This window comes from Pseudomonas mediterranea CFBP 5447 (assembly GCF_000774145.1).
Classification (GTDB): Bacteria; Pseudomonadota; Gammaproteobacteria; order Pseudomonadales; family Pseudomonadaceae; genus Aquipseudomonas; species Aquipseudomonas mediterranea.
Genome location: NZ_KN322981.1, coordinates 63,450 through 88,794, shown reverse-complemented (window position 1 = coordinate 88,794; position 25,345 = coordinate 63,450). Strand labels below are relative to the sequence as shown.

Annotated in this window: 23 protein-coding genes; 5 read left to right on the top strand and 18 right to left on the bottom strand. The window is 60.2% G+C overall.

The features are described from left to right. Position 1: 1 nt before the first annotated feature. From tpiA to rlmE, 5 genes are all read right to left on the bottom strand, one after another. On the bottom strand, positions 2 to 757 hold the full coding sequence (gene tpiA / locus N005_RS03370) for a triose-phosphate isomerase (protein WP_047699413.1): 756 nt from the start codon (positions 755 to 757) through the stop codon (positions 2 to 4). A 66-nt stretch (positions 758 to 823) separates the two neighbouring features. Beyond that, on the bottom strand, positions 824 to 2,161 hold the full coding sequence (gene glmM / locus N005_RS03365) for a phosphoglucosamine mutase (protein WP_047699411.1): 1,338 nt from the start codon (positions 2,159 to 2,161) through the stop codon (positions 824 to 826). Between the two features lie 16 nt (positions 2,162 to 2,177). After that, the gene (gene folP / locus N005_RS03360; protein ID WP_047699409.1) at positions 2,178 to 3,029 is read right to left on the bottom strand and encodes a dihydropteroate synthase; all 852 of its coding nucleotides are present in this window, start codon (positions 3,027 to 3,029) and stop codon (positions 2,178 to 2,180) included. 8 nt (positions 3,030 to 3,037) lie between these two features. Beyond that, positions 3,038 to 4,948, bottom strand: a complete 1,911-nt coding sequence (ftsH, locus tag N005_RS03355; RefSeq protein ID WP_047699408.1) for an ATP-dependent zinc metalloprotease FtsH — start codon at positions 4,946 to 4,948, stop codon at positions 3,038 to 3,040. A gap of 191 nt (positions 4,949 to 5,139) precedes the next feature. Further along, a complete protein-coding gene (gene rlmE / locus N005_RS03350; protein WP_047699406.1) occupies positions 5,140 to 5,790 on the bottom strand; it encodes a 23S rRNA (uridine(2552)-2'-O)-methyltransferase RlmE in 651 nt (216 codons plus the stop codon). 105 nt (positions 5,791 to 5,895) lie between these two features. On the opposite strand from rlmE, the gene N005_RS03345 reads away from it, so the two are divergent. After that, the gene (locus N005_RS03345) at positions 5,896 to 6,204 is read left to right on the top strand and encodes a YhbY family RNA-binding protein (RefSeq protein WP_047699404.1); all 309 of its coding nucleotides are present in this window, start codon (positions 5,896 to 5,898) and stop codon (positions 6,202 to 6,204) included. A 10-nt stretch (positions 6,205 to 6,214) separates the two neighbouring features. Here N005_RS03345 and N005_RS03340 read toward each other — a convergent pair whose 3' ends face one another. The 8 genes from N005_RS03340 to grpE form a co-directional block, all read right to left on the bottom strand. Next, entirely contained in the window at positions 6,215 to 6,619 is a 405-nt protein-coding gene (locus tag N005_RS03340; protein ID WP_047699402.1) for a hypothetical protein, read from the bottom strand. A 28-nt stretch (positions 6,620 to 6,647) separates the two neighbouring features. Next, positions 6,648 to 7,124: a transcription elongation factor GreA gene (greA, locus tag N005_RS03335; RefSeq protein ID WP_047699695.1), complete on the bottom strand. Its 477-nt coding sequence runs from the start codon at positions 7,122 to 7,124 to the stop codon at positions 6,648 to 6,650. A gap of 2 nt (positions 7,125 to 7,126) precedes the next feature. Beyond that, entirely contained in the window at positions 7,127 to 10,348 is a 3,222-nt protein-coding gene (gene carB / locus N005_RS03330) for a carbamoyl-phosphate synthase large subunit (RefSeq protein ID WP_047699400.1), read from the bottom strand. A 105-nt stretch (positions 10,349 to 10,453) separates the two neighbouring features. Continuing rightward, positions 10,454 to 11,590: a glutamine-hydrolyzing carbamoyl-phosphate synthase small subunit gene (gene carA / locus N005_RS03325; RefSeq protein ID WP_047699397.1), complete on the bottom strand. Its 1,137-nt coding sequence runs from the start codon at positions 11,588 to 11,590 to the stop codon at positions 10,454 to 10,456. Positions 11,591 to 11,847: 257 nt separating this feature from the next. Then, a complete protein-coding gene (gene dapB, locus N005_RS03320; RefSeq protein WP_047699394.1) occupies positions 11,848 to 12,654 on the bottom strand; it encodes a 4-hydroxy-tetrahydrodipicolinate reductase in 807 nt (268 codons plus the stop codon). A 9-nt stretch (positions 12,655 to 12,663) separates the two neighbouring features. Beyond that, positions 12,664 to 13,788, bottom strand: coding sequence for a molecular chaperone DnaJ (dnaJ, locus tag N005_RS03315; protein WP_047699393.1), 1,125 nt, complete (start codon positions 13,786 to 13,788; stop codon positions 12,664 to 12,666). Positions 13,789 to 14,072: 284 nt separating this feature from the next. Next, complete coding sequence (gene dnaK, locus N005_RS03310; protein ID WP_047699391.1) at positions 14,073 to 15,989, bottom strand: molecular chaperone DnaK; 1,917 nt, start codon at positions 15,987 to 15,989, stop codon at positions 14,073 to 14,075. A 101-nt stretch (positions 15,990 to 16,090) separates the two neighbouring features. After that, on the bottom strand, positions 16,091 to 16,657 hold the full coding sequence (gene grpE, locus N005_RS03305) for a nucleotide exchange factor GrpE (protein ID WP_047699389.1): 567 nt from the start codon (positions 16,655 to 16,657) through the stop codon (positions 16,091 to 16,093). 241 nt (positions 16,658 to 16,898) lie between these two features. Between grpE and recN the strand changes: the two genes are divergently transcribed. Further along, the gene (gene recN, locus N005_RS03300; protein ID WP_047699387.1) at positions 16,899 to 18,572 is read left to right on the top strand and encodes a DNA repair protein RecN; all 1,674 of its coding nucleotides are present in this window, start codon (positions 16,899 to 16,901) and stop codon (positions 18,570 to 18,572) included. 67 nt (positions 18,573 to 18,639) lie between these two features. Here the strand turns inward: recN and fur are convergent, their stop codons facing one another. Beyond that, positions 18,640 to 19,044 carry a ferric iron uptake transcriptional regulator gene (gene fur / locus N005_RS27980; RefSeq protein WP_042730876.1) on the bottom strand — a complete coding sequence of 135 codons (405 nt, stop codon included), beginning with the start codon at positions 19,042 to 19,044 and terminating at the stop codon, positions 18,640 to 18,642. A gap of 97 nt (positions 19,045 to 19,141) precedes the next feature. On the opposite strand from fur, the gene N005_RS03290 reads away from it, so the two are divergent. After that, positions 19,142 to 19,666: an outer membrane protein assembly factor BamE gene (locus tag N005_RS03290; protein ID WP_041025007.1), complete on the top strand. Its 525-nt coding sequence runs from the start codon at positions 19,142 to 19,144 to the stop codon at positions 19,664 to 19,666. A 59-nt stretch (positions 19,667 to 19,725) separates the two neighbouring features. Here the strand turns inward: N005_RS03290 and N005_RS03285 are convergent, their stop codons facing one another. From N005_RS03285 to N005_RS03275, 3 genes are read right to left on the bottom strand one after another with little or no spacing between them, the layout of a single operon-like run. After that, on the bottom strand, positions 19,726 to 20,028 hold the full coding sequence (locus tag N005_RS03285; RefSeq protein WP_047699385.1) for an RnfH family protein: 303 nt from the start codon (positions 20,026 to 20,028) through the stop codon (positions 19,726 to 19,728). Continuing rightward, positions 20,025 to 20,468: a type II toxin-antitoxin system RatA family toxin gene (locus tag N005_RS03280; RefSeq protein ID WP_041025009.1), complete on the bottom strand. Its 444-nt coding sequence runs from the start codon at positions 20,466 to 20,468 to the stop codon at positions 20,025 to 20,027. The genes N005_RS03285 and N005_RS03280 overlap by 4 nt, the downstream gene beginning before the upstream one ends. A 7-nt stretch (positions 20,469 to 20,475) precedes the next feature. Next, entirely contained in the window at positions 20,476 to 21,879 is a 1,404-nt protein-coding gene (locus tag N005_RS03275) for a sodium-dependent transporter (RefSeq protein WP_047699693.1), read from the bottom strand. Between the two features lie 118 nt (positions 21,880 to 21,997). On the opposite strand from N005_RS03275, the gene smpB reads away from it, so the two are divergent. Beyond that, entirely contained in the window at positions 21,998 to 22,480 is a 483-nt protein-coding gene (gene smpB / locus N005_RS03270) for an SsrA-binding protein SmpB (protein ID WP_030139770.1), read from the top strand. A gap of 116 nt (positions 22,481 to 22,596) precedes the next feature. Here the strand turns inward: smpB and N005_RS03265 are convergent, their stop codons facing one another. After that, positions 22,597 to 23,364, bottom strand: coding sequence for an FCD domain-containing protein (locus tag N005_RS03265; protein ID WP_047699384.1), 768 nt, complete (start codon positions 23,362 to 23,364; stop codon positions 22,597 to 22,599). Between the two features lie 263 nt (positions 23,365 to 23,627). Between N005_RS03265 and N005_RS03260 the strand changes: the two genes are divergently transcribed. After that, the gene (locus tag N005_RS03260) at positions 23,628 to 25,322 is read left to right on the top strand and encodes a lactate permease LctP family transporter (RefSeq protein WP_047699383.1); all 1,695 of its coding nucleotides are present in this window, start codon (positions 23,628 to 23,630) and stop codon (positions 25,320 to 25,322) included. Positions 25,323 to 25,345 lie beyond the last annotated feature (23 nt).

Below are 25,345 nucleotides of genomic sequence, written 5' to 3'. Positions count from 1 at the left end.
TTCAGTTTCCCGCGGCGCGACAGATCGCACCGAACTCATCTGCATTCAGGGACGCTCCACCAATGAGCCCCCCATCGATATCCGGCATGCCGAACAGTTCGACCGCATTGGCCGCCTTCACGCTGCCGCCGTATAGAAGCCGCACACCTCGTGCCACTTCAGAATTCTCTGCCGCCAACTGGGCGCGGATGGCGGCGTGCACATCCTGCGCTTGTTGCGGCGAAGCAGTCAGCCCGGTACCAATGGCCCAGACCGGCTCGTAAGCTATGACTGCCTTTGCAAAAGCACCGACACCCAGGTCCTCGATGATGCTGCCCAGCTGACGCCCGACAACCTCAAGGGTCTTGCCGGCTTCACGCTGCTCGAGGGTTTCCCCTACGCACAACACCGGAACCAGACCGCAGGCCTGAGCCGCTGCAAACTTGCGAATCAGGGTCTTGTCCTGCTCACCCATGATCATGCGGCGCTCGGAGTGCCCGACAAGAACCAGGGAACACCCTGCATCCACCAACTGACTTGGCGCAATTTCACCGGTCAGCGCACCTTGCATGGATTCCACCGCAGAATTCTGCGCGCCGACCGAAATCGACTTGCCCTTCAAGCCATCAATCACTTGATTGATATACAAGCAAGGCGGGAATACCGCGACATCAACACCGCTCGGCAAGGCCAGATGACGAAGGCCATTGATCAGCTCAGCGACGCTGGCGCGGGTACCGTGCATCTTCCAGTTACCAGCTACCATAGGGCGACGCATGCTGTACCTCGTCGGTCAAAGTGGGCGCAGATGTTACCCAACCGTTTCATGACTGGCAAGCCGAATTCAGGCAGAAACTTCAGTAACAAGCTTCGCCAGTTCTTCGGCATAACCGCGAACCTGGGCTTCGTCCTCGCCTTCGACCATGACACGCACCAGGGGCTCCGTGCCGGACTTGCGCAGCAACACCCGTCCACGCCCCGCCATCGCCTGGGTCACCCGCTCGCTGGCTTGCTGGACCGTGACGTGCTCGATGGGGTTCGCCCCGCCGCCGAAACGCACATTGATCAGCACCTGCGGACACTTGCGCAACGCCTGACGTGACAGCCCGAGGCTCTCGTTGCGGGCCTTGAGCGCCATCAGTACCTGCAATGCAGCAATGATCGCATCACCGGTGGTGGTGTGATCGAAGCACACGATGTGCCCGGAGTTCTCGCCCCCGATGACCCAGTTGCGCTCCAGCAGCTCCGAGATGACATAGCGGTCACCCACATTGGCCCGCACGAATGGGATATCCAGGTCCGCAAGCGCCAGCTCGAGCCCGAGGTTGCTCATCAGCGTGCCGACTACACCACCCTGCAGCTTGCCGCGCTCATGCAGATCCCGGGCGATGATGAACAGCAGCTCATCGCCATCAACTACCGTCCCGGTGTGATCCACCATCAGGACCCGGTCACCGTCGCCATCGAAGGCGATCCCGAGATCGGCCTGTTCGGCCAGGACCGCCGCCTGCAACGCATCGGTATGGGTGGAACCACAGTTGTGGTTGATGTTCAGCCCGTTAGGCTGGGCGGACAGCACCACCACCTCGGCGCCCAATTCGCGAAATACACTCGGTGCGACTTTATAGGTTGCACCGTGGGCGCAATCGACGACTATTTTCAACCCCTCGAAGCTGGTGCCGGTCGGCACACTGCCTTTGCAGAATTCGATATAGCGACCCGAGGCGTCGTTGATCCGCGATACCTTGCCGATCTTGCTCGACTCAACCACCGTCATCGGCGTATCCAGCAGCTCTTCGATCATCAGCTCGACTTCGTCAGGCAACTTGGTGCCCTTGCCGGAGAAAAACTTGATGCCGTTGTCATCATGGGGGTTATGGGAAGCGCTGATCACGATACCCGCCTGCGCATGGAAGGTGCGCGTCAGGTAGGCGATGGCTGGCGTCGGCATCGGCCCCAGCAACATCACATCGGCGCCCGCCGAGGTCAGGCCGGCTTCGAGAGCCGACTCGAACATATAGCCGGAAATTCGCGTGTCCTTGCCGACCAGCACCTTGCAGGCGCCCATCTTGCGGAACGCCATGCCGGCAGCCCAACCGAGCTTGAGCATGAAATCAGGGGTAATAGGGTATTCGCCGACCCGACCACGGATGCCGTCGGTGCCAAAATATTTCTTGCTCATAAGTGCTCCGTCATTCTTATTCGGCTGAATCTACCGCTGCGATCATCCGCACGACATCCATCGTTTCGGTCACATCGTGCACACGTAATATGCGCGCACCTTTTGTAATAGCCAGGGCCGCTAGAGCGAGGCCGCCATACAACCGCTCGCCCACCGGACGCCCCAAGGCATTGCCTATCATGCTTTTTCGCGAAACCCCGACCAACAGCGGTCGACCCAGGGCATGCAAGGCGTCCATATGCTTGAACAGGCTCAGATTATGATCCAGGGTCTTGGCAAAGCCGAAACCGGGATCCAGCAGCACCCGCTCGGCAGGAATACCCGCCAGCGCGCACTGATTCATGCGTTCGGCCAGGAACTCGCCGACTTCCCTGGTTACATCGTCATAGCGGGGGTCGTTCTGCATGGTCCCCGGCTCGCCGAGCATATGCATCAGACACACCGGTAACCCGGTAGCCGCCGCGGCATCCAGGGCTCCATCGCGCTGCAGGGAGCGGACATCGTTGATCAAGCCCGCTCCCAAGCGAGCCGTTTCACGCATGACCGCCGGCGTGGACGTATCGACCGAGATTATGACATCCAGTTCGCGGTGTATACGCTCGACCACTGGAGCCACTCTTTCCAGCTCCTCGACAGGCGAGACAGCCCGCGCGCCCGGCCGGGTCGACTCGCCGCCGACATCGATCAGCGTCGCACCGGCCGCCACCATGGCCTCGGCATGCCGCAGCGCGGCATCGAGCTGACCAAACCGGCCACCATCGGAAAAGGAATCGGGAGTGACATTGAGGATGCCCATGACATGCACATGGGCCAAATCAAGAACCCGGTTGCCACAAGGCAACCGGGTCGGGGACTGAACAGAAGTCATTTCAAGCCTTAGACATCAGCAGCTGGACCGCCGATCGGTGTTTCCGGACGCTCACCCTGTACCGCCGGAGGCGTACCAGGAGTCCCCGTACCACCGGTCCAATCCCGCGGCTCACGGGGCGGACGACCCGCCATGATGTCATCGATCTGCTCGGCATCGATGGTTTCATACTTCATCAAGGCATCAGCCATGGCGTCGAGCTTGTCACGGTTATCCGTGAGGATCTGCTTCGCGGTGCCGTAGCACTGATCGATGATGCTGCGCACTTCGGAGTCGATCAGCTTGGCCGTCTCTCCGGAGAAGCTTGCATGCTGGCCACTGCCGCCACGGCCCAGGAACACCTCGCCTTCTTCCTCGGCATACATCAGTGGACCGAGCTTCTCGGAAAGCCCCCACTTGGTCACCATGTTCCGCGCGATCTGGCTGGCACGCATGATGTCGTTCGAGGCGCCGGTGGTTACACCGTCGAAGCCCAACGTCATCTCTTCGGCAATACGGCCACCGTAGAGCGAGCAGATCTGGCTGATCAGCGCCCGCTTGGACAAGCTGTAGCGATCTTCCTCCGGCAGGAACATGGTCACACCCAGCGCACGACCGCGGGGGATGATCGAAACCTTGTAGACCGGATCATGCTCAGGCACGACGCGACCGACGATGGCGTGACCCGCCTCGTGGTAAGCCGTGTTCTGCTTTTCTTTTTCCGACATGACCATGGATTTGCGCTCGGCGCCCATCATGATCTTGTCCTTGGCCAGTTCGAACTCTTTCATCTCCACGACGCGCTTGCCGGCGCGAGCGGCGAACAACGACGCTTCGTTGACCAGGTTGGCCAGGTCGGCACCAGAGAAGCCCGGCGTGCCCCGCGCGATAACCGCCGCAGCGACATCGTCACCCATCGGCACTTTACGCATGTGGACCTTGAGGATCTGCTCACGACCACGAATATCCGGCAGCCCCACCACGACCTGGCGGTCGAAGCGGCCCGGACGCAGCAACGCAGGGTCGAGCACGTCTGGACGGTTGGTGGCTGCGATGACGATGATGCCGTCGTTCATTTCGAAGCCGTCCATCTCCACCAGCAACTGGTTGAGAGTTTGCTCACGCTCGTCGTGACCGCCGCCCATGCCGGCGCCACGGTGGCGACCGACGGCGTCGATCTCGTCGATGAAGATAATGCAGGGTGCGTGCTTCTTGGCCTGTTCGAACATGTCACGAACGCGACTGGCACCCACACCCACGAACATTTCAACGAAGTCGGAACCGGAAATGGTGAAGAACGGCACCTTGGCTTCGCCGGCGATGGCCTTGGCCAGCAGGGTTTTACCGGTACCTGGTGGGCCGACCATCAGCACGCCGCGAGGGATACGACCGCCCAGGCGCTGGAATTTACCCGGGTCGCGCAGGAACTCGACCAGTTCGCCCACTTCTTCCTTGGCTTCGTCGCAACCTGCGACGTCGGCCAGGGTGGTTTTCACCTGGTCTTCGGAAAGCAGCCTTGCCTTGCTCTTGCCGAAACTCATCGGCCCGCCCTTGCCACCGGCACCGCCCTGCATCTGGCGCATGAAGAACATGAACACCGCGATGATCACCAGGATCGGGAAGCTGGCCACGAGGAGCTGGGTCCAGATGCTTTGTTGCTCAGGCTGTTTGCCTTCGACCACGACATGGTTGTCCACCAGGTCGCCGATCAGGCCATTGTCCTGGATGGCCGGACGAATGGTCTTGAAGCTGTCGCCATCGGTACGCTTGCCGGTGATGACATAGCCATCGACGGCAACGCGCTCGACCTTGCCATCCTTGACCTGCTGAATGAAGTCGGAATAGTTGAGGGTCTGCGGCTCGTTAGGGCTGGAGAAGTTGTTCATCACGGTCACAAGGACAGCGGCGATGATCAACCACAGGATCAGATTCTTTGCCATATCGTTCAATTAACTACCCTCTGAAGCTGGCCCCGCTATCGGCGCGAGCTTCGCATGATATTCACCGGCCTAACTTACTACATTACCTACGACTCTGGCAGGCGCCGTCTGTAACCCTTTGTGAAACCTGGCCGCGTCATTGTCGTTACACGGCGTTTGCAAGGCGAAACAAAAAAAACTATCACCGTCTTTCAAAGACGCTCATCACTGCCCGAACCTTCCCCTCCGCGAAAGCCGCGCGCCAACAGATACTGCTCGCGGGAGCGGTCACGGGACGACAACGGCTTGCGCATCTGCACCTTGTCGAACAGTTTGCGGATGCCCTTGTGGTATTCGTCGAAGCCTTCACCCTGGAAGACCTTGATCAGAAAATCACCGCCCGGACGCAAAACCCGCCCAGCAAGATCCAGGGCCAGTTCGCTGAGAAACATTGCACGAGGCATGTCGACAGCCGCTAATCCACTCATATTGGGGGCCATATCGGAAATCACAAGGTCAACCTGCGTATTTCCGACGGCCTCCAGGATTTTTGCCAGGACGGCGTCTTCCGTGAAATCGCCCTGGATGAAGGTCACATCGGGGATGCTGTCCATTTCCAGGATGTCGGAAGCGATCAATCGTCCTTGACCACCAATCAGACGACTGGTCACCTGGGACCACCCGCCCGGCGCGGCGCCGAGGTCGATCACGGTCATGCCGGGACGGATCAAGCGATCCTTTTCCTGGATCTCCAGCAATTTATAGCTGGCACGAGAGCGATAGCCGTCCTTCTGCGCCATTTTGACGTATGGATCGTTGAAATGTTCTTTGAGCCAGTTCTGGCTAGTCTTGGAACGGGCCACAGGCCACCTCTACATAAAACGGGTCGTGATTAAGTGGGCGGTCCCGGACTCGCTCGGGTAAACTGGCCGCCGCTTTTTTACAAGATCAGACGCAGGGGTCAGATTATGCCGCTCACTCAAGAGCAGAAGAAACAATACAAATCCATTGGCCACCACCTGAAACCGGTTCTGATTGTGGCGGACAACGGCTTGACTGAAGGTGTACTGGCCGAGCTGGAACGCGCATTGAGCGATCACGAGCTGATCAAGATCAAGCTCAACATCCTCGACCGCGAAGCCCGCCTGGCTGCCATTGCAGAACTGTGCAAGACCGGCAAGGCAGACCTGGTACAGGTCATCGGTAAGATGGCATTGCTTTACCGCAAGAATTTCAGCGCCAACAAGCAACTGTCGAACGTTCACCGCTTCAAGTAACGACAAAGGGTCAAGGGTGCGCTTCGCGCACCCTGCCACTCCATCCAGGCACCGGCTGCAACACCAGCACCAATCCGGAGAGCCCCAGCACTACGTAGCTGAACACCCGCCATTGGCTTGCGTCCGGCCAGCCGAGACTCACCGCCAGAAACATGCCACAGGCATACAACGACATGAGCAGCAATTGCCCACGAATGTCGCGCCATAGGCTGGCACGGCCCTCGGCCTGAACCAGCACCAACGCCTGGAATATCACACAGACCGCCGAAAACGCCACCATCAGCGCCGTCAGCATGCCGACAATTTCGTCGATCAGCAGCGGTGCCAGGCCGATTCGTCCCAGCACCGGCAGCAGACCGATGTGCAGCAGCCAAAGGCCGCCCACCCACAGCATCTGGGCAAGCTGCCAGAGCATGGCGCCCGCACGCAGCGGACGCCTTCGTTCAGACGTGGCGGACTTCGACAATCTCATACTCGATGACACCACCGGGCGTCTTCACCGTCACCACATCCCCTTCTTCCTTGGCGATCAAGGCGCGAGCGATAGGCGAACCAACGGAAATCTTGCCGAGCTTGATGTCCGCCTCGTCCTCACCCACGATCTGGTAAGTCACGCTTTCATCGGTCTCGACGTTGGCGATCTCCACAGTGGTGCCGAAAATGACCTTGCCGGTATGCGGGATCGTCGTGACATCGATGATCACCGCGTTCTGCAAGCGACCTTCGATGTCTCGTACCCGCGCCTCGACCATACCCTGCTCCTCACGGGCAGCATGGTATTCGGCATTTTCCTTGAGATCGCCCAGTTCGCGGGCCTCACCGATTGCCTGGCTCAAGCGCGGACGCTCGACCTTGGTCAGGTGCGCCAGCTCGTCTTCCAGGGCGCGAGCGCCCTGAACAGTCATGGGGTACTTGGTTATGCTCATGCCTTCAATCCTGCATGTAGATCCTGCAAGCGACGGACGGTCTTCTCGGGACCGAACTTGAGCGCTTCGCAGATCGCTTCGCCCGCAGCAATCGTGGTGGTGCAGTAGATCTTGTGCTGCAGCGCGTTGCGACGAATGGAGTAGGAGTCGGCGATCGACTGACGGCCTTCAGTGGTGTTGATGATCAGCGTGACTTCGTCATTCTTGATCATGTCGACCACATGTGGACGCCCTTCGGTCACCTTGTTCACGCGGCGCACTTTCAGGCCTGCGGCCTCGATCAGCCGGGCGGTACCGGCAGTGGCAACCACTTCGAAGCCCAAGTTGATCAGATCACGGGCCACGCCTGCAACCAGTGGCTTGTCGTCATCACGCACGCTGATGAACGCCGTGCCGCCTGTCGGCAGGACTTCGCTGGCGCCCATCTGGGCCTTGGCGAACGCCTCGCCAAAGGTATCGCCAACGCCCATCACCTCACCGGTGGACTTCATCTCAGGGCCGAGGATCGGGTCGACGCCAGGGAACTTGGCGAACGGGAACACCGCTTCTTTCACGCTGTAGAAGTTCGGAATGATCTCCTTGGTGAAGCCAAGCTCCGCCAGGGTCTTGCCGGCCATTACCCGGGCAGCGATCATCGCCAGGGAAACACCGATGCACTTGGAGACGAACGGCACGGTACGGGACGCGCGCGGGTTCACTTCGATGACGTAGATGTCTTCGCCCTGAAGTGCCAGTTGCACGTTCATCAGGCCGACCACACCCAGTTCCAGGGCCATTTTCTTGACCTGCTCGCGCATCTCGTCCTGGATGTGAGCCGGCAGCGAGTAAGGCGGCAGCGAGCATGCGGAGTCACCGGAGTGAACACCGGCCTGCTCGATGTGCTGCATGATCGCGCCGATCACCACGTCCTTGCCGTCGCAGACCGCATCCACGTCCATCTCGATGGCGCAGTTGAGGAAGTGGTCCAGCAGCACCGGGCTGTCATTGGACACCTGGACCGCTTCGCGCAGGTAGCGCTTGAGTTCTTCTTCCTGGTAGACGATTTCCATCGCACGGCCGCCCAGTACATAGGACGGACGCACCACCAGCGGATAGCCGATCTTGGCGGCGGCGCGAATCGCTTCGTCTTCGCTGCGCACAGTGGCGTTTGGCGGTTGACGCAGGTTCAGGCGCTCGACCATCTGCTGGAAGCGCTCACGGTCTTCGGCACGGTCGATGGCATCCGGGCTGGTACCGATGATCGGCACACCAGCAGCTTCCAGGGCGCGGGCCAGTTTCAACGGAGTCTGGCCGCCGTACTGGACGATCACGCCTTTCGGCTTCTCGACACGGACGATTTCCAGCACGTCTTCCAGGGTCACCGGTTCGAAGTACAGACGGTCGGAGGTGTCGTAGTCGGTGGACACGGTTTCCGGGTTGCAGTTGACCATAATGGTCTCGTACCCGTCGTCGCGCAGGGCCAGTGCGGCGTGTACGCAGCAGTAGTCGAATTCGATGCCCTGGCCGATGCGGTTGGGACCGCCACCCAGGATCATGATCTTGTCGCGCGTCGATGGCGCGGCTTCGCACTCTTCTTCGTACGTGGAGTACAGGTAGGCAGTGTCGGTGGCGAACTCGGCCGCGCAGGTGTCGACGCGCTTGTAGACCGGGAACACTTCCAGCTTGTGACGATGAGCGCGCAGGCTCTTCTCGGTCACGCCCAGCAATTTGGCCAGGCGCTGGTCCGAGAAGCCCTTGCGCTTGAGGCGGAACATCATGTCGCGGTCGATGCTGGACATGCCCAGGGTCTTGACCTTCTCCTCTTCCTTGATCAGATCTTCGATCTGCACCAGGAACCAAGGGTCGATCATGTTCATGTCGAAGATTTGTTCCACGGTCATGCCGGCACGGAAGGCATCGGCCACGTACCAGATACGCTCGGCGCCCGGCACGGTCAGCTCGCGCTTGAGTTCGCTCATGCTTTCCGGGTTGCTCAGGTCCAGTTTCGGATCGAGGCCGCAGACACCCACTTCCAGGCCGCGAAGGGCTTTCTGCAGGGACTCCTGGAAGGTCCGGCCGATGGCCATGACTTCACCGACCGACTTCATCTGGGTGGTCAGGCGAGCGTCGGCCTTGGCGAATTTTTCGAAGGCAAAACGTGGCAGCTTGGTGACGACGTAGTCGATGGACGGCTCGAAGGACGCCGGGGTCTTGCCGCCGGTGATGTCGTTCGACAGCTCGTCGAGGGTGTAACCCACGGCCAGCTTGGCGGCGACCTTGGCAATCGGGAAACCGGTGGCTTTCGAAGCCAGGGCCGACGAACGGGAAACCCGCGGGTTCATTTCGATGACCACCATGCGCCCGGTGTTCGGGCAGATGCCGAACTGGACGTTGGAGCCGCCGGTTTCCACGCCGATCTCACGCAATACCGCCAGGGAGGCGTTACGCAGGATCTGGTATTCCTTGTCGGTCAGGGTCTGGGCCGGTGCGACGGTGATCGAGTCGCCGGTGTGTACACCCATCGGGTCGAAGTTTTCGATGGAGCAGACGATGATGCAGTTGTCCTTTTTGTCGCGGACAACCTCCATTTCGTACTCTTTCCAGCCGATCAGGGATTCGTCGATCAGCAGTTCCTTGGTCGGCGACAAGTCCAGGCCACGGGCGCAGATTTCTTCGAACTCTTCACGGTTGTAAGCGATGCCACCACCGGTGCCGCCCATGGTGAAGGACGGGCGGATGATGCACGGGAAGCCGAGCTTCTCGAGGACCGCGTTGGCCTCTTCCATGCTGTGGGCGATGCCCGAGCGTGGGCATTCCAGGCCGATGGCTTTCATTGCCTTGTCAAAGCGCGAACGATCTTCGGCCTTGTCGATGGTGTCGGCATTGGCGCCGATCATTTCCACACCGAATTTTTCCAGGACGCCTTCGCGTTCCAGGTCCAGGGCGCAGTTCAGCGCCGTCTGGCCGCCCATGGTCGGCAACAGTGCATCGGGACGTTCTTTCTCGATGATCTTGGCAACGGTCTGCCACTTGATCGGCTCGATGTAGGTGGCGTCGGCCATGGCCGGGTCGGTCATGATGGTGGCCGGGTTGGAGTTCACCAGGATGACGCGATAACCCTCTTCGCGCAGGGCTTTGCAAGCCTGGGCGCCGGAGTAGTCGAATTCGCAGGCCTGGCCGATCACGATCGGGCCAGCGCCGAGAATCAGGATGCTTTTTATGTCTGTACGTTTTGGCATGGGTTTGTCACTCAAATCCGCAGGTCAGTCGGCTAGGCCGTCGAACAATCTTTGAAGCGCCCGCGGGGGCCGCCGCACTCGGGGCCGCCCTCGGGCTTCACGCGGTCAGCGTCGCTTGGCCATCTCATTGATGAAGCGATCGAACAGCGGCGCCACGTCGTTCGGGCCCGGGCTCGCTTCAGGGTGGCCCTGGAAGCTGAACGCACTCTTGTCGGTGCGCTCGATGCCTTGCAGCGTACCGTCGAACAGCGACTTGTGGATCGCACGCACGTTGGCCGGCAGAGTCGCTTCATCCACCGCGAAGCCGTGGTTCTGGCTGGTAATCATCACCACACCGGTGTCCAGGTCCTGGACCGGGTGGTTGGCACCGTGGTGACCATGACCCATTTTCAGGGTCTTGGCGCCGGATGCGAGGGCCAGCAGTTGGTGACCGAGGCAGATACCGAACACCGGGATCTCGGTTTCCAGCACATCCTTGATCGCCTGGATCGCGTAGTCGCAAGGCTCAGGATCACCCGGGCCGTTGGACAGGAACACGCCATCGGGGTTGAGGGCCAGAACGTCAGCCGCCGGGGTCTGCGCCGGCACCACGGTCACGCGGCAACCGCGCTCGACCAGCATGCGCAGGATGTTCACCTTGACGCCGTAGTCGTAGGCAACCACGTGGTACGGCAGCTCGGACGCTTCGATCGTCGGGTGGCTGTCGGTCTTCAGGCTCCAGACCGAGGAACGCCACTCGTACTGCTTCTGGGTGCTGACGACTTTCGCCAGGTCCATGCCCTTGAGGCCCGGGAAGCCCTGGGCGGCGGCGATGGCGGCGGCTTCGGAGATATTGTCGCCGGCCATGATGCAGCCGTTCTGCGCGCCCTTCTCCCGCAGGATACGGGTCAGGCGACGGGTGTCGATTCCTGCGATCGCCACGACGTTGTTGGCTTTCAGGTAATCGGACAGGGACATCGTGTTACGCCAGTTGCTCGCAACCAGCGGCAGGTCACGGATGACCAGGCCGGCAGACCAGACGCGATCGGACTCGGCATCTTCCGGCGTGGTGCCGGTGTTGCCGATGTGCGGGTAAGTCAGGGTAACGATTTGCTGGGCGTAGGAAGGATCGGTAAGAATTTCCTGATAGCCGGTCATTGCGGTGTTAAACACCACCTCACCAACGGTCTGACCGTCGGCTCCAATGGCTTCGCCGCGAAAAATGCTGCCATCAGCAAGGGCGAGTATGGCTGGCTTAGTCAAGAAGACCTCCCGTAAATAAAGCCTGAAAGGGCGATCGCAGGTTGTAAAAAAGCGGAGTGACGTATGGACACGTCACCCCGCTTTTTTCACTGAATTATTCTGCGCGCTTTTAGTGGACACACTAAAGCTGTAGCTTACAGAAAAAGGCTTTTTTGGTCCACCGCTAATGAGCCTTAAAGGCAGGGGAATGCGACAGGGCGTCGCGAAGCGGTGTAAAACGGGGCCGCAGTATACACTGAACCCCGCTTTCATTGGCATCAACGCAGGTCGAGTACGTCCTGCATATCGTACAAACCAGGCTCGCGGCCATCCAGCCACAGCGCAGCCCGGACAGCGCCCTTGGCGAAGGTCATCCGGCTGGAAGCCTTGTGGGTGATCTCCAGGCGCTCGCCCTCGGTGGCGAACAGCACCGTATGATCCCCCACCACGTCACCACCACGCACCGTGGCGAAACCGATGGTTTCCCGCTCACGGGCGCCGGTATGCCCTTCGCGCCCATAGACCGCCACGGCCTGCAGGTCGCGCCCCAGCGCATCGGCAATCACTTCGCCCATGCGCAGGGCGGTTCCCGAAGGCGCATCGATCTTGTGCCGGTGGTGCGCCTCGATGATCTCGATATCGGCGTCATCCCCCAGGACCCGAGCGGTCAGGTCCAGCAACTTCAGCGACAGGTTCACACCGACGCTGAAGTTCGCCGCGAACACGATCGGAATGTCCTTGCCTGCCTCGGCCAGCAACTGCTTCTGGGCAGCGTCCAGCCCAGTGGTACCGATGACCATGGCCTTGCCATTCCTGCGGCAGATGGCAAGGTTCTTCAGCATCACTTCCGGCAAGGTGAAATCAATCAGCACATCGAACTCGTCGAGTACTTTTTCCAGGCCACCGGACATCGGCACACCGATGCGCCCCAGCGACGCCAGCTCACCCGCATCGGCACCAACCAACGTGCTGTCGGGCCGAACGATGGCAGCCGTCAGGCCGGAGAGCGGCGAGCGCTGCTGCACCGCCTCCACCAACGCCTTGCCCATGCGCCCAGCGGCGCCCATCACAGCTATACGTCGCATGCGACCTCCTTACAGATCGCCGAAGAAGCGCTTCACGCCTTCGAACCAACCGGTGGTTTTCGGCGAGTGGCTGTTGTCGTCCGCCAGCGAGCTGCGGAACTCTTCCAGCAATTCGCGCTGGCGCCGGCTCAGGTTGACCGGCGTCTCGACCGCGACGCGGCACATCAGGTCGCCCGCACCGCCACCGCGCACAGGCGCAACGCCCTTGCCACGGATGCGGAACTGCTTGCCGGTCTGCGTGCCCTCGGGGATTTTCAGCTTCACGCGACCGTCGAGCGTTGGAATCTCGAGTTCGCCACCCAACGCGGCGTCGACGAAACCGATCGGCACTTCGCAGAACAGGTGCTTGCCGTCGCGCTGGAAGATCGAGTGCTCACGCACATTGATGACGACGTACAGGTCGCCGGTCGGGCCGCCCTGGGCACCCGCCTCGCCTTCGCCGGACAGGCGAATACGGTCACCGGTATCGACGCCGGCCGGCACTTTCACCGACAGGGTCTTGTATTCCTCGACGCGCCCTTCGCCATGGCAGGAATCGCATGGATCGGAAATGATCTTGCCCTGGCCATGGCAACGCGGGCAGGTCTGCTGCACCGAGAAGAAGCCCTGCTGCATGCGAACCTGACCGATACCGCCGCAGGTCGGGCACGTGACAGGCGAGGAGCCCTTCTTGGCGCCCGAACCGTCACACGGCTTGCAATTGACCAGCGTCGGCACGCGGATATTGACGGTCGTGCCACGCACCGCCTCTTCCAGGTTCAACTCCAGCGTGTAGCGCAAGTCGCTGCCACGCTGGGCGCCACCACGGGCACCGCCGCGACCGCCACCGAAGAAGTCGCTGAACACGTCGCCAAAGATATCGGAGAAGTTCTGGCCGCCAAAACCGGCACCGCCGCCACCCATGCTCGGGTCGACACCGGCATGCCCGTACTGGTCGTAGGCCGCGCGCTTGCTGGAATCGGACAGTACTTCGTAAGCCTCGTTGGCTTCCTTGAACAGCTCTTCCGACGCTTTATCGCCGGGGTTACGGTCCGGGTGGTGCTTCATCGCCAGGCGCCGATAGGCCTTCTTCAGATCCGCCTCGCTGGCCCCCCGCTCGACACCCAATACTTCGTAGAAATCACGCTTTGCCATTAGTCTTTGCACTCTTTTAGGACGTCCGGCAAAGCTCTCCTGAGCCTCGCCCAACTCGTTGAGCCCCTACAGGCCCGGACCCAACCACGTCGATTCAGCGATCCCGGTCTCAGGCCCAAAACGAAAAGCAGGAGCTTTCCCGATCACGCCACCAGCACCCGAACGTTGTCGCATGCTGTAAAAATTCATGGGTTCCAGACACGCCAACGCGGGAGCAAGCTCCCGCGCGGCGACATCCTACCAGCCACCGCACAAACGCAGTCAACCGGCCGACCAACAAGCGATTACTTGTGGTCTTTCACTTCTTCGAACTCAGCATCGACGACGTCGTCAGCTTTTTCGGCCGATTCGCCTTGCTGCGCGGCGCCTTCAGCTGGCTGAGCCTGCTCGGCGTACATCTTCTGGGCCACTGGCGCGGAAACCTTGGACAGCTCTTCGATCTTCGCTTCGATGGCAGCCTTGTCGTCGCCTTTGACGGCAGCTTCCAGGGCAACCACGGCCGCTTCGATGGCAGTCTTCTCTTCAGCGGTCACTTTGTCGCCGGCATCAGCGATCATCTTGCGAGTCGAGTGCACCAAGGCGTCACCCTGGTTGCGAGCACTGGCCAGCTCTTCGAACTTGCGGTCTTCCTCGGCGTTGACTTCAGCATCGCGAACCATCTGCTGAATTTCTTCCTCGGACAGGCCGGAGTTGGCCTTGATCACGATCGACTGGGTCTTGCCGGTGGCCTTGTCTTTCGCGCCGACGTGCAGGATGCCGTTGGCGTCGATGTCGAAGGTCACTTCGATTTGCGGCACGCCACGTGGCGCTGGCGGAATCTCGGCCAGGTCGAACTTACCCAGGGACTTGTTCTGGGCAGCCTGCTTGCGCTCGCCTTGCAGGACGTGGATGGTCACGGCGCTCTGGTTGTCGTCGGCCGTCGAGAACACCTGGGATTTCTTGGTAGGAATCGTGGTGTTCTTCTCGATCAGCGCGGTCATCACGCCACCCATGGTTTCGATACCCAGGGTCAACGGGCTGACGTCGAGCAGCAGAACGTCCTTCACATCACCGGCCAGAACGGCACCCTGGATGGCTGCACCCATGGCAACGGCTTCGTCCGGGTTCACGTCTTTACGGGCTTCTTTACCGAAGAAATCGGTCACCAGCTTCTGCACCAGCGGCATACGGGTCTGACCGCCCACCAGGATCACGTCGTTGATCGAGCCAACGTCGATACCGGCGTCTTTCATCGCGATGCGGCAAGGTTCGATGGTGCGCTGAACCAGGTCTTCCACCAACGCTTCGAGCTTGGCGCGGGAGATTTTCACGTTCAGGTGCTTAGGACCGGTGGCGTCTGCAGTGATGTATGGCAGGTTCACGTCGGTCGACTGGCTCGAGGACAGTTCGATCTTGGCTTTTTCAGCGGCCTCTTTCAGGCGCTGCATGGCCAGCGGGTCACCCTTGAGGTTCATGCCGCTTTCTTTCTTGAACTCGTCGACGAGGTAGTCGATCAGGCGGATGTCGAAGTCTTCACCACCGAGGAACGTATCACCGTTGGTGGCCAATACTTCAAACTGGTGCTCGCCATCGACTTCAGCGATTTCGATCACGGAAACGTCGAAGGTACCGCCACCCAGGTCATAAACGATCACGGTGTGATCGCCCTTGGCCTTGTCCATGCCATAGGCCAGGGCAGCCGCGGTAGGTTCGTTGATGATGCGCTTTACATCCAGGCCCGCGATGCGGCCGGCGTCTTTGGTCGCCTGGCGCTGGCTATCGTTGAAATAGGCAGGAACGGTAATAACGGCTTCAGTCACCGCTTCGCCGAGATAATCTTCGGCGGTTTTCTTCATTTTCTTCAGGATTTCAGCCGAGATCTGTGGCGGCGCCATTTTCTGGCCGTTCACTTCAACCCAGGCATCGCCGTTGTCAGCCTTGGCGATTTTGTAAGGCACCATCTTGATGTCTTTCTGAACGACTTCTTCGTCGAACTTACGACCGATCAGACGCTTCACCGCATACAGGGTGTTATGCGGATTGGTCACTGCCTGACGCTTGGCCGACTGACCAACCAGAATCTCGCCATCGTTGGCGTACGCGATGATCGACGGCGTGGTGCGCGCGCCTTCGGCGTTTTCAATTACTTTGGCCTTGCCGTTTTCCAGCACGGAGACGCACGAGTTGGTGGTCCCCAGGTCGATACCGATAATCTTGCCCATGTTAACTCTCCCGGAACTTGGATTTTGTTGCCGCGGCAGTGGTGGCTAACCGCGGTAGCACTTAAACGCTTGACTTCTTAATGGGGCCGTTGCGCCCGATTTCAAGCCTGCTCATCAATAGAAGGTGAAACCGGTGCTGGCGCCTTGCTGACCACGACCATGGCCGGGCGCAGCAGACGACCGTTGAGCAGGTAACCTTTCTGGAAAACCTTCAGCACACTGTTTGGCTCGACGTCGGTACTTTCCTGCATCGCCATGGCCTGGTGATGCTCGGCGTTGAAGGGTTCGCCGTGGGGATCGATGGCTTCGAGCTGATAGCGCTTGAGGGTGTCCTGGAACATTTTCAGGGTCAGCTCGATGCCTTCGCGCATCGGACGAATGTTCTCGTCGTCCGGGTTGGACAACTCCAGGCCGCGCTCCAGGCTGTCGATAATCGGCAGCAGGTCGCCGGCGAAGCGCTCCAGGGCGAATTTATGAGCCTTTTCCACATCCTGCTCGGCGCGACGGCGGACGTTCTGCAGGTCGGCAGCTACACGCAACGCCTGATCCTGCGCACCGGCCAGTTGCTCTTCGAGCACTTGTACACGGGCCGCCAGATCACCACCCGAATCCTGGGAGGTCTGATTGGCCTCTTGGTTTTGCGTATCCTGCGTCTGTTCGTCAGCCATAGTTTTCTCCTCTCAACTTCGTCCGCGAGCTCGACTCGCGCTTCTGCCCCCGTATATGGGGCCGGGTTTTCCAGCTTCAAGGGGTGCTCGACGAATTGACCTTACAAAAAGCAATTGCATACCTATTACCTACCGCGCTAAGAAATTCACTCCATCAAGCAAATCGAGCTAAGCGAGGGCATTGTCAGCCCGAAACAAAACACTGTATAAATAACCAGACCTAACGCCTGGGAGCGGCTTTATGCTGGTGCACCTGTCCGTACACAACTACGCCATCGTCGAACACCTCGACCTCGAACTCGACCGGGGCATGAGCGTGATTACCGGTGAGACCGGTGCCGGCAAGTCGATCATGCTCGATGCCCTGGGGCTGACGCTGGGTGATCGCGCCGACAGCGGCGTCGTACGCCCCGGAGCAGACAAGGCCGACATCCTGGCCACCTTCGACCTGGTCGACATCCCCGAAGCCAGCGCCTGGCTGGCCGAGCGCGACCTGGACACCGATGGCCTGTGCATCCTGCGCCGGGTCATCACCGCCGAAGGCCGCTCTCGCGGCTACATCAACGGCACGCCCTGCCCCCTGGGTGACCTCAAGGCCCTCGGGGAACTGCTGATCGACATCCACAGCCAGCACGAACACCAATCGCTGCTCAAGACCGATACCCATCGTCGCCTGCTCGATGAATATGCCGGCGCCACCGACCTGGCCCGCCAGGTCCAACTGGCAGCCCAACGCTGGCGCCAGACCCGGCAGGAGCTCGACCGGCTCTCCAACTCCGGCGACGAACAGCGTGCCCGCCACCAACTGTTGAGCTACCAGCTCGAAGAGCTGGAGAACCTGGCCCTGGGCGAAAATGAACTGGAGGAGCTGGAGCAGGAACACAAGAACCTGACCAATGCCGAAACCCTGCTGGGCATCTGCCGGCAAGTCGTCGAGCAATGCAGCGAAAGTGATTCGGGTAACGTACTCAATGCACTGACAGCGAGCCTGAACCGACTCACCAGCGTGAACAGTTCCGTCGGCGCCCTGAGCGAAGCAACCAACCTGCTGACCAGCGCACAGATCCAGGTCGAGGAAGCCGTGGGGGAACTCAACCGGTTCCTCGATCATTTCGATGCCGACCCGGCGCGCCTGCAATACCTGGAAGAGCGCCTGGACACTATCTATACCCTGGCCCGCAAACACCGCGTCCAGCCCACCGACGTCATCGAACTGCAGCAGCGCCTGCTGGAAGAGCTGGAAACCCTGAATGCCAACGACGAGTCCATCGAGCGCCTGGGGGATGAACTGGCTTCCTATGCCCGTCATTACCAGGAGAAAGCCAAGGAACTCAGCGAGCTGCGCCGCACGGCCGCCACCGGACTGGCCAGCGCGGTGGAGCAGGAAATCCAGCGCCTGGGCATGCCGGGAGGACGCTTCACCATCGAGCTGCGCCCTAACACAGGCGACGAACTTCAGCCCAACGGGCTGGAGCAGGTGGAACTGCTGGTCAGTGCCAACCCCGGGCAACCCCTCAAGGCGTTGGCAAAAGTCGCCTCCGGCGGCGAGCTGTCGCGAATCAGCCTGGCTATCCAGGTCATCACCGCGCAAACCTCACGCGTGCCAACGCTGGTATTCGACGAAGTGGATGTGGGGATTGGCGGACCGACCGCGGAAATTGTCGGCCAGTTGCTGCGCAGGCTGGGGGAGCGTGGCCAGGTGCTGACGGTCACCCACCTGCCTCAGGTCGCCGCACAGGGGCATCAACATCTATTTGTCCATAAGGTGCGCGGCGAAGACGCTACCCGTACCGCGGTGTCCAAGCTCAGCAAGAGCGAGCGCGTTGAGGAAGTGGCAAGGATGCTGGGCGGGATCGATCTCACCAAGGAATCCCTGGCCCACGCGAAAAAAATGGTCGTCGCGGCGAAATCCTGAAGAAGCCCGGATAATCCCCCAAATGAAAGAAGGCGACCCTGAGGTCGCCTTCTTTCATTACCCACGCTTACTTTTTCTTGCGTACATGCAAGACGAGATGGTGATCGATCAACTCGAAGCCATACTCTTCAGCAATTGCTTTCTGCAGTTTTTCGATTTCAGGACTGACGAACTCGATAACCTCACGGGTTTCCACATTTACCATGTGGTCGTGGTGCTCCCCGTCCGCCAATTCAAAGACCGCATGACCGCCATCGAAATTATGGCGAGCCACGAGGCCGGCAGCCTCGAATTGGGTCAGAACACGGTAAACCGTGGCCAGACCGACGTCCTCGCCTGCTTCCATGAGGGCCTTGTAGACGTCTTCGGCACTCATGTGCCGCTGCTCAGCGGAGTCGAGCATTTGCAGAATTTTGACCCTTGGCAGTGTCACCTTGAGGCCGGCTTTGCGTAGTTCGCTATTTTCAACCATGGTCAGCTTTCTCGCGATGCTGCTTCGCAGCTTCTCTTAATGCGGGTATGATCGGCGTTTACGTTGTCCCAGCCAAGATAGTGGAAGTCGCCCACCGATGCAAAACACCAAGCTCTTGCTAACCAGTTTCACCTTCGTGGGACTGCTCGCACTCGCCGGTTGTTCATTCCCCGGGGTTTACAAAATCGACATCCAGCAGGGCAATGTCGTGACGCAGGACATGATAGACCAGTTACGCCCGGGAATGACCCGCCGGCAAGTACGGTTTATCATGGGAAATCCCCTGCTGACCGACACGTTCCACGCCGATCGCTGGGATTATCTCTACAGCTTGCAGCCTGGCGGCGGTGAACGCCAGCAGGAACGCATCAGCGTTATCTTCAATGCCAATGATCAACTCGTCAGCCTGTCAGGCGATTTCATGCCTGGCGTGAGTCGCGACGAGGCCATCATGGGCAAGGACAGTGGCACGACAGTCACGCCGGCCGAAAACGGCGAGAAGGCGAAACCGGAAAAACCGGTCAAGCCAGGTTCGTTGCTGGACCAGATCCAGAAGGATGTGGACAGTGTCGAGACGGTTCCCGTCCCGACGCCAGAACCACTGGACACCACGCCGCAATAAATTGCGACATGAAAAAACCCGGCATGCCGGGTTTTTTATTGCCTTCAATCCAGGTCCGGTTATTGATTCTGCTTACGGGCCTCGGCAGCCTTGGCCGCACGCAGGCGACGGATTTCCTTCGGATCCGCCAGCAACGGCCGGTAGATCTCAAGTCGATCACCCGCCTGGACCGCCTGGCGCTCTGGATCGGCAATTACCTTGCTGAAAATCCCCACCGGGCACGTGGCCAGGTCGAGCTCGGGGAATTCATCGGCAATGCCCGATGCAGCCAGTGCAGCGCGAACCGTCGTGCCTTGCGGCACTGCAAATGTCCGCAAGACCTGACGCTGGACAGTGGCATACACCACTTCTATCTCGATCAACGCTTGAGCTCTGCATTTTGCTTGGCGCGCTGGCAGAACGCGTCGACCAGGGTATTGGCCGCCTGATTGAACAACGGCCCCAGCGTGGCACGCACCAGTGGCCCTGCGTAGTCGAACGACAGATCCAGGCTGATCTTGCAGGCCTTCTCCCCCAACGGCTTGAACACCCAGATACCGTGAAGCTGGTTGAAAGGCCCTTCTTCCAGATTCATTTCGATGGACTGACCCGGCACCAGGGTATTGCGCGTCACGAAATGCTGGCTCAGCCCACCCTTGGCGACGTTGAGGCTGGCACGCATATGGGTCTCGGAGCTCTCGAGCACCTCGGCAGACGAGCACCAGGGCAGGAACTGCGGATAACTCGCCACATCGTTGACCAGGTCATACAGCGCCTGCGCCGGATAAGGCAGCAAGGCCGAGCGTTGAATATGTGTCGTCATGTAAGCGTCACTTCCACAGCTGGGCGGCGAACACCACGAGGATGCCGATCGGGGCCACGTAGCGCATCAGGAACAGGCTCAAGGCGAATAATACAGGGCTGCGCAGCGACAATTCATCGCGTACGGCTTCCCGGCCCATGATCCACCCTGCAAATACCACGAAACACAAACCACCCAACGGCAGCATGATCCGTGAGGTAAAGAAATCAATCACGCCGAAGAAGTCCAGTCCTCCGGCTGCCCCCCATTGGTAGAGGCGGAACAGGCCGTCTTCGTTCACGAAAAACTTCGCCTGCTTCCATATATTGAAGGAAAACACCGTCCCCAGCCCCACAAACCAGCAGGTGAAGGCCAGCCAGAACGTCACCCAGGCACGACTAATCCGGGTCCGCTCGACCAGGTAGGCCACCATGGGCTCCAGCAGGGAAATCGCCGAGCTCCAGGCCGCGATGGCGACCAGGACGAAAAATATCACGCCCATCACTTGGCCGAATGCCATGCTACCGAAGGCAAAAGGCAGACTGACAAACATCAGGCCCGGCCCCTCGCTGGGGTTCAGACCGGCTGCGAACACAATCGGAAACAATGCCACGCCCGCCATCAGCGACACGAAGGTGTCCAGCAGCGCGACACCGACCACCGTCCTGGTGAGGGAGGCGTTCTTGGGCATGTAGGCGCCATAGATCATGATCGAGCCAACCCCGACGCTCAGGGAGAAGAACGCATGCCCCATGGCCGGCAGCAGGCCGTCCAGGACTTTCTCCGGCTTGAAGTCGAACATGAAGTGCAGGCCTTCCATGAAATGCCCGGTGGTCATGCTGTAGCCCAGCAGCACCAGGATCATCACGAACAGCAGCGGCATCATGACCCGCAGGCTGCGCTCAAGCCCTGCGACCACACCCTTGGCGATCACCACGGCGGAAAGCAACATGAAGACCGTGTGCCAGAGCGTCAATCTCCAGGGGTCCGAGATGACACCGCCGAAGTAGGCGCCCACCTGATCGGGTGCCACGCCTTGGAAGTCGCCGCGCCCCATGTCGATGATGTAATCCAGCGACCAACCACCGACCACGCTGTAGAACGACAGGATCAACAGCGCCGTGATCATCCCGGCGAAGGCGCCCCACGACCATTTGGGCGAGTGCCCCGCCTCCACGGCAAGCACCTTCAAGGCATTGGCCGGGCTCTGTCGGGCGCGGCGACCGATCAGGGTCTCGGCCAGCATCACCGGCGCGCCGATGAGGGCGATACACGCCAGGAACATCAATACGAAGGCACCGCCACCGTAGACGCCGACCATGTAGGGGAATTTCCATATACTACCCAGTCCCACGGCCGAGCCGGTCGCCGCGAGTATGAAGACCCAGCGGCTAGCCCAACTGCCGTGGACAGAAACCTTGTCTGTCGACATCGTGATCACGCCCAAGCGTTCAAAAAAGAGGCCGCATTGTCCGGGATTCACTCAACGTGCTCAAGCATGCTGCTTCACCGTAGCCGACACGCACGCAACTGCCTATAATGCCGCCCCTATGGCTAAACAGAAGAAACACCCCACAGGGACCATCGCGCAAAATAAAAAGGCGCGACACGACTACTTCATCGAACAGCGTTTCGAGGCTGGCATGGTCCTGGCCGGCTGGGAAGTAAAGAGCCTGCGCGCAGGCAAGGCGCAACTGGTCGACAGCTACGTGCTGCTCAAGGATGGCGAAGCCTGGCTGCTGGGCAGCCATATCACGCCCTTGACCACCGCCAGCACCCACGTGATTGCCGACCCGGTGCGCTCGCGCAAGCTGCTGCTCAACAAGCGTGAGCTGGAAAAACTCTTCGCTTCCGTACAGCAGAAGGGCTACGCCTGCGTCTGCACCTCGCTGTACTGGAGCAAGCACCTGATCAAGTGCGAAATTGCGCTGGGCAAGGGCAAGAAGGAATACGACAAGCGCGATACCGAGCGTGAGCGCGATGCCGGTCGCGAACTGCAACGTGCGGTGCGCAACAAGGGCAAGGAAGATTAAGCCCACCTGGAACCCAATGTGCCTCGCTCGGACGAGCGCTATCGCCACCCAGAGTCAACATCCATATCGACTGACAGTGCGCCATCGCGAGCAGGCTCGCTCCCACAGGATCGAATCTATATTCCCTTGCGCCGCTCTGCCCGCGCTACTCGCTGGACTTCCTGGCGCACCTCCTCCAACACTTCCTGCACATACAGAATATGTCGGCTGGACACTTCCCGCGCCTGCTCGGCGTGACCGTCCATGATCGCCTGGTACAACTCCCGATGCTGGCTGATCAGCATGTCGCGGGTTTCGCTGCGCTGCTTGTACATGCCGCCGATGTTGGTCACCACATTGCGCTTGAGCAGGTCGAACAGCCCACGGATGGTATGCAGCAGGACCGCGTTATGACTGGCCTCGGCAATCGCCAGATGGAACTTGGCATCCGCCGCGCCTTCTTCCGCCCGACTCACTTCATCGTGGCGCGCATAACAATCCTGCAATTCATCGAACGCCGCCGTGAGCCGCTCGCGATCCACCTCCGTGGCCCGCAACGCCGCGTAATAGGCACAGGACGCTTCCAGCGTATGACGAAACTCCAACAAGTCACGCTGCGCTTCGGGATTGCTTTCCAATAACTGCAGCAGCGGATCGCTGAACGTCGAGCCCAACGATTCCACCACGTAGTTGCCACCGCCCTGCCGGCTGACCAGCAAGCCTTTGGCCGTCAGTTTCTGGATCGCCTCGCGCAATGAAGGACGTGAGACGCCGAACTGTTCGGCCAGGGTCCGCTCGGCCGGCAGCCGCTCACCAGACTTCAGCGTGCCCTCAAGGATCATTCCTTCAAGCCGCTCGACAATATCGTCAGACAAACGGCGCTGACGAATCTGATCAAACCCCATAACTCGACTCTCCACGATCCCGGCAGCTCGCCGGGCTCTCTATTCTGGCCCATCCGAGCCCTGCCCACACCTACCAGAAGCCATTCAGGCAAACAGATCAGATGCGATCTGCACCGCTTATTCGACGAAAGTTTCAGGGCGGCAAATTGACACACGATAGCCAAGGCTTTTACCCTAGCCGACAGCGCTTGTAAATTGGTCTTACCAATTAACCAAAACCGCTGACCAGTGCCTGACCAACAACAATTAGGGGCTCACCCACCATGCAAACCTGGCAACAGCTTTACAGCCCGCTCGGCAGTCTCGGCTTGTCCGCACTCGCGGCCGTCATTCCCATCGTATTTTTCTTCCTGGCCCTGGCGGTGTTTCGCCTCAAGGGGCATGTGGCGGGAAGCATCACCCTGGCCCTGGCGATTGCCGTGGCAATCTTTGCGTTCAACATGCCTGCCGACATGGCCTTCGCCGCTGCCGGCTACGGTTTTGCCTATGGCCTGTGGCCCATCGCCTGGATCATCGTCGCCGCCGTTTTCCTCTACAAACTGACGGTCAAGAGCGGCCAGTTCGAGGTCATTCGCAGCTCGGTGCTGTCGATTACCGATGACCAGCGCCTGCAGGTATTGTTGATTGGTTTCTGCTTCGGCGCCTTTCTGGAAGGTGCCGCCGGCTTCGGTGCACCCGTGGCGATTACTGCCGCGCTGCTCGTGGGCCTGGGCTTCAACCCGCTGTATGCCGCCGGCCTGTGCCTGATCGCCAACACCGCGCCCGTGGCGTTCGGCGCCCTGGGCATTCCGATTATCGTGGCCGGCCAGGTGACCGGGATCGACGCCGTCAAAATTGGCGCCATGACCGGACGCCAACTGCCCCTGCTGTCGCTGTTCGTACCGTTCTGGCTGGTATTCATGATGGATGGCCTGCGCGGCGTGCGCGAAACCTGGCCGGCGGCGCTGGTGGCAGGCCTGAGTTTTGCCATCACCCAGTACTTCACCTCCAACTTCATCGGTCCAGAGCTACCGGACATCACCTCGGCCCTGGCCAGCTTGATCTCGCTGACATTGTTCCTGAAAGTCTGGCAACCCAAACGCAGCGCAGGTGCTCAGATTGCCGGCGCCACAGCTGGCGCAACGGTAACTGCCAGTGTCGGCGGTTTCGGCCAACCACGCAGCACTGTGGCTTCGCCCTACAGCCTGGGGGAAATCATCAAGGCCTGGTCGCCGTTCCTGATCCTTACCGTACTGGTCACGATCTGGACCTTGAAACCGTTCAAGGCGATGTTCGCCGCCGGCGGCTCGATGTACGCCTGGGTGTTCAACTTCGCCATCCCGCACCTGGACCAGATGGTGATCAAGGTCGCCCCCATCGTGGTCAACCCCACCGCCATTCCGGCCGTGTTCAAGCTTGATCCGATTTCGGCCACCGGCACGGCGATTTTCTTCTCCGCGCTGATCTCGATGCTGGTGCTGAAGATCAGCCCCAAGACTGGTCTTACCACTTTCAAAGAGACCTTTTTTGAACTGCGCTGGCCGATCCTGTCGATTGGCATGGTGCTGGCCTTCGCCTTCGTCACCAACTACTCGGGCATGTCGTCGACCATGGCCCTGGTGCTGGCCGGCACGGGCGCGGCGTTTCCGTTCTTCTCGCCCTTCCTGGGTTGGCTGGGGGTGTTCCTGACCGGCTCCGATACTTCGTCCAACGCACTGTTCAGCTCGCTGCAAGCCACCACCGCACACCAGATCGGCGTCAACGACACCCTGCTCGTGGCAGCCAATACCAGCGGCGGTGTGACCGGCAAGATGATTTCGCCGCAATCCATCGCCGTGGCCTGCGCAGCCACCGGGCTGGTGGGCAAAGAGTCGGACCTGTTCCGTTTTACCCTGAAACACAGCCTATTCTTTGCAACGATCGTCGGCTTGATCACGTTGGCCCAGGCCTACTGGTTCACCGGCATGCTGGTGCACTGAGTCCTACAAGCTGCCTGGAAAAA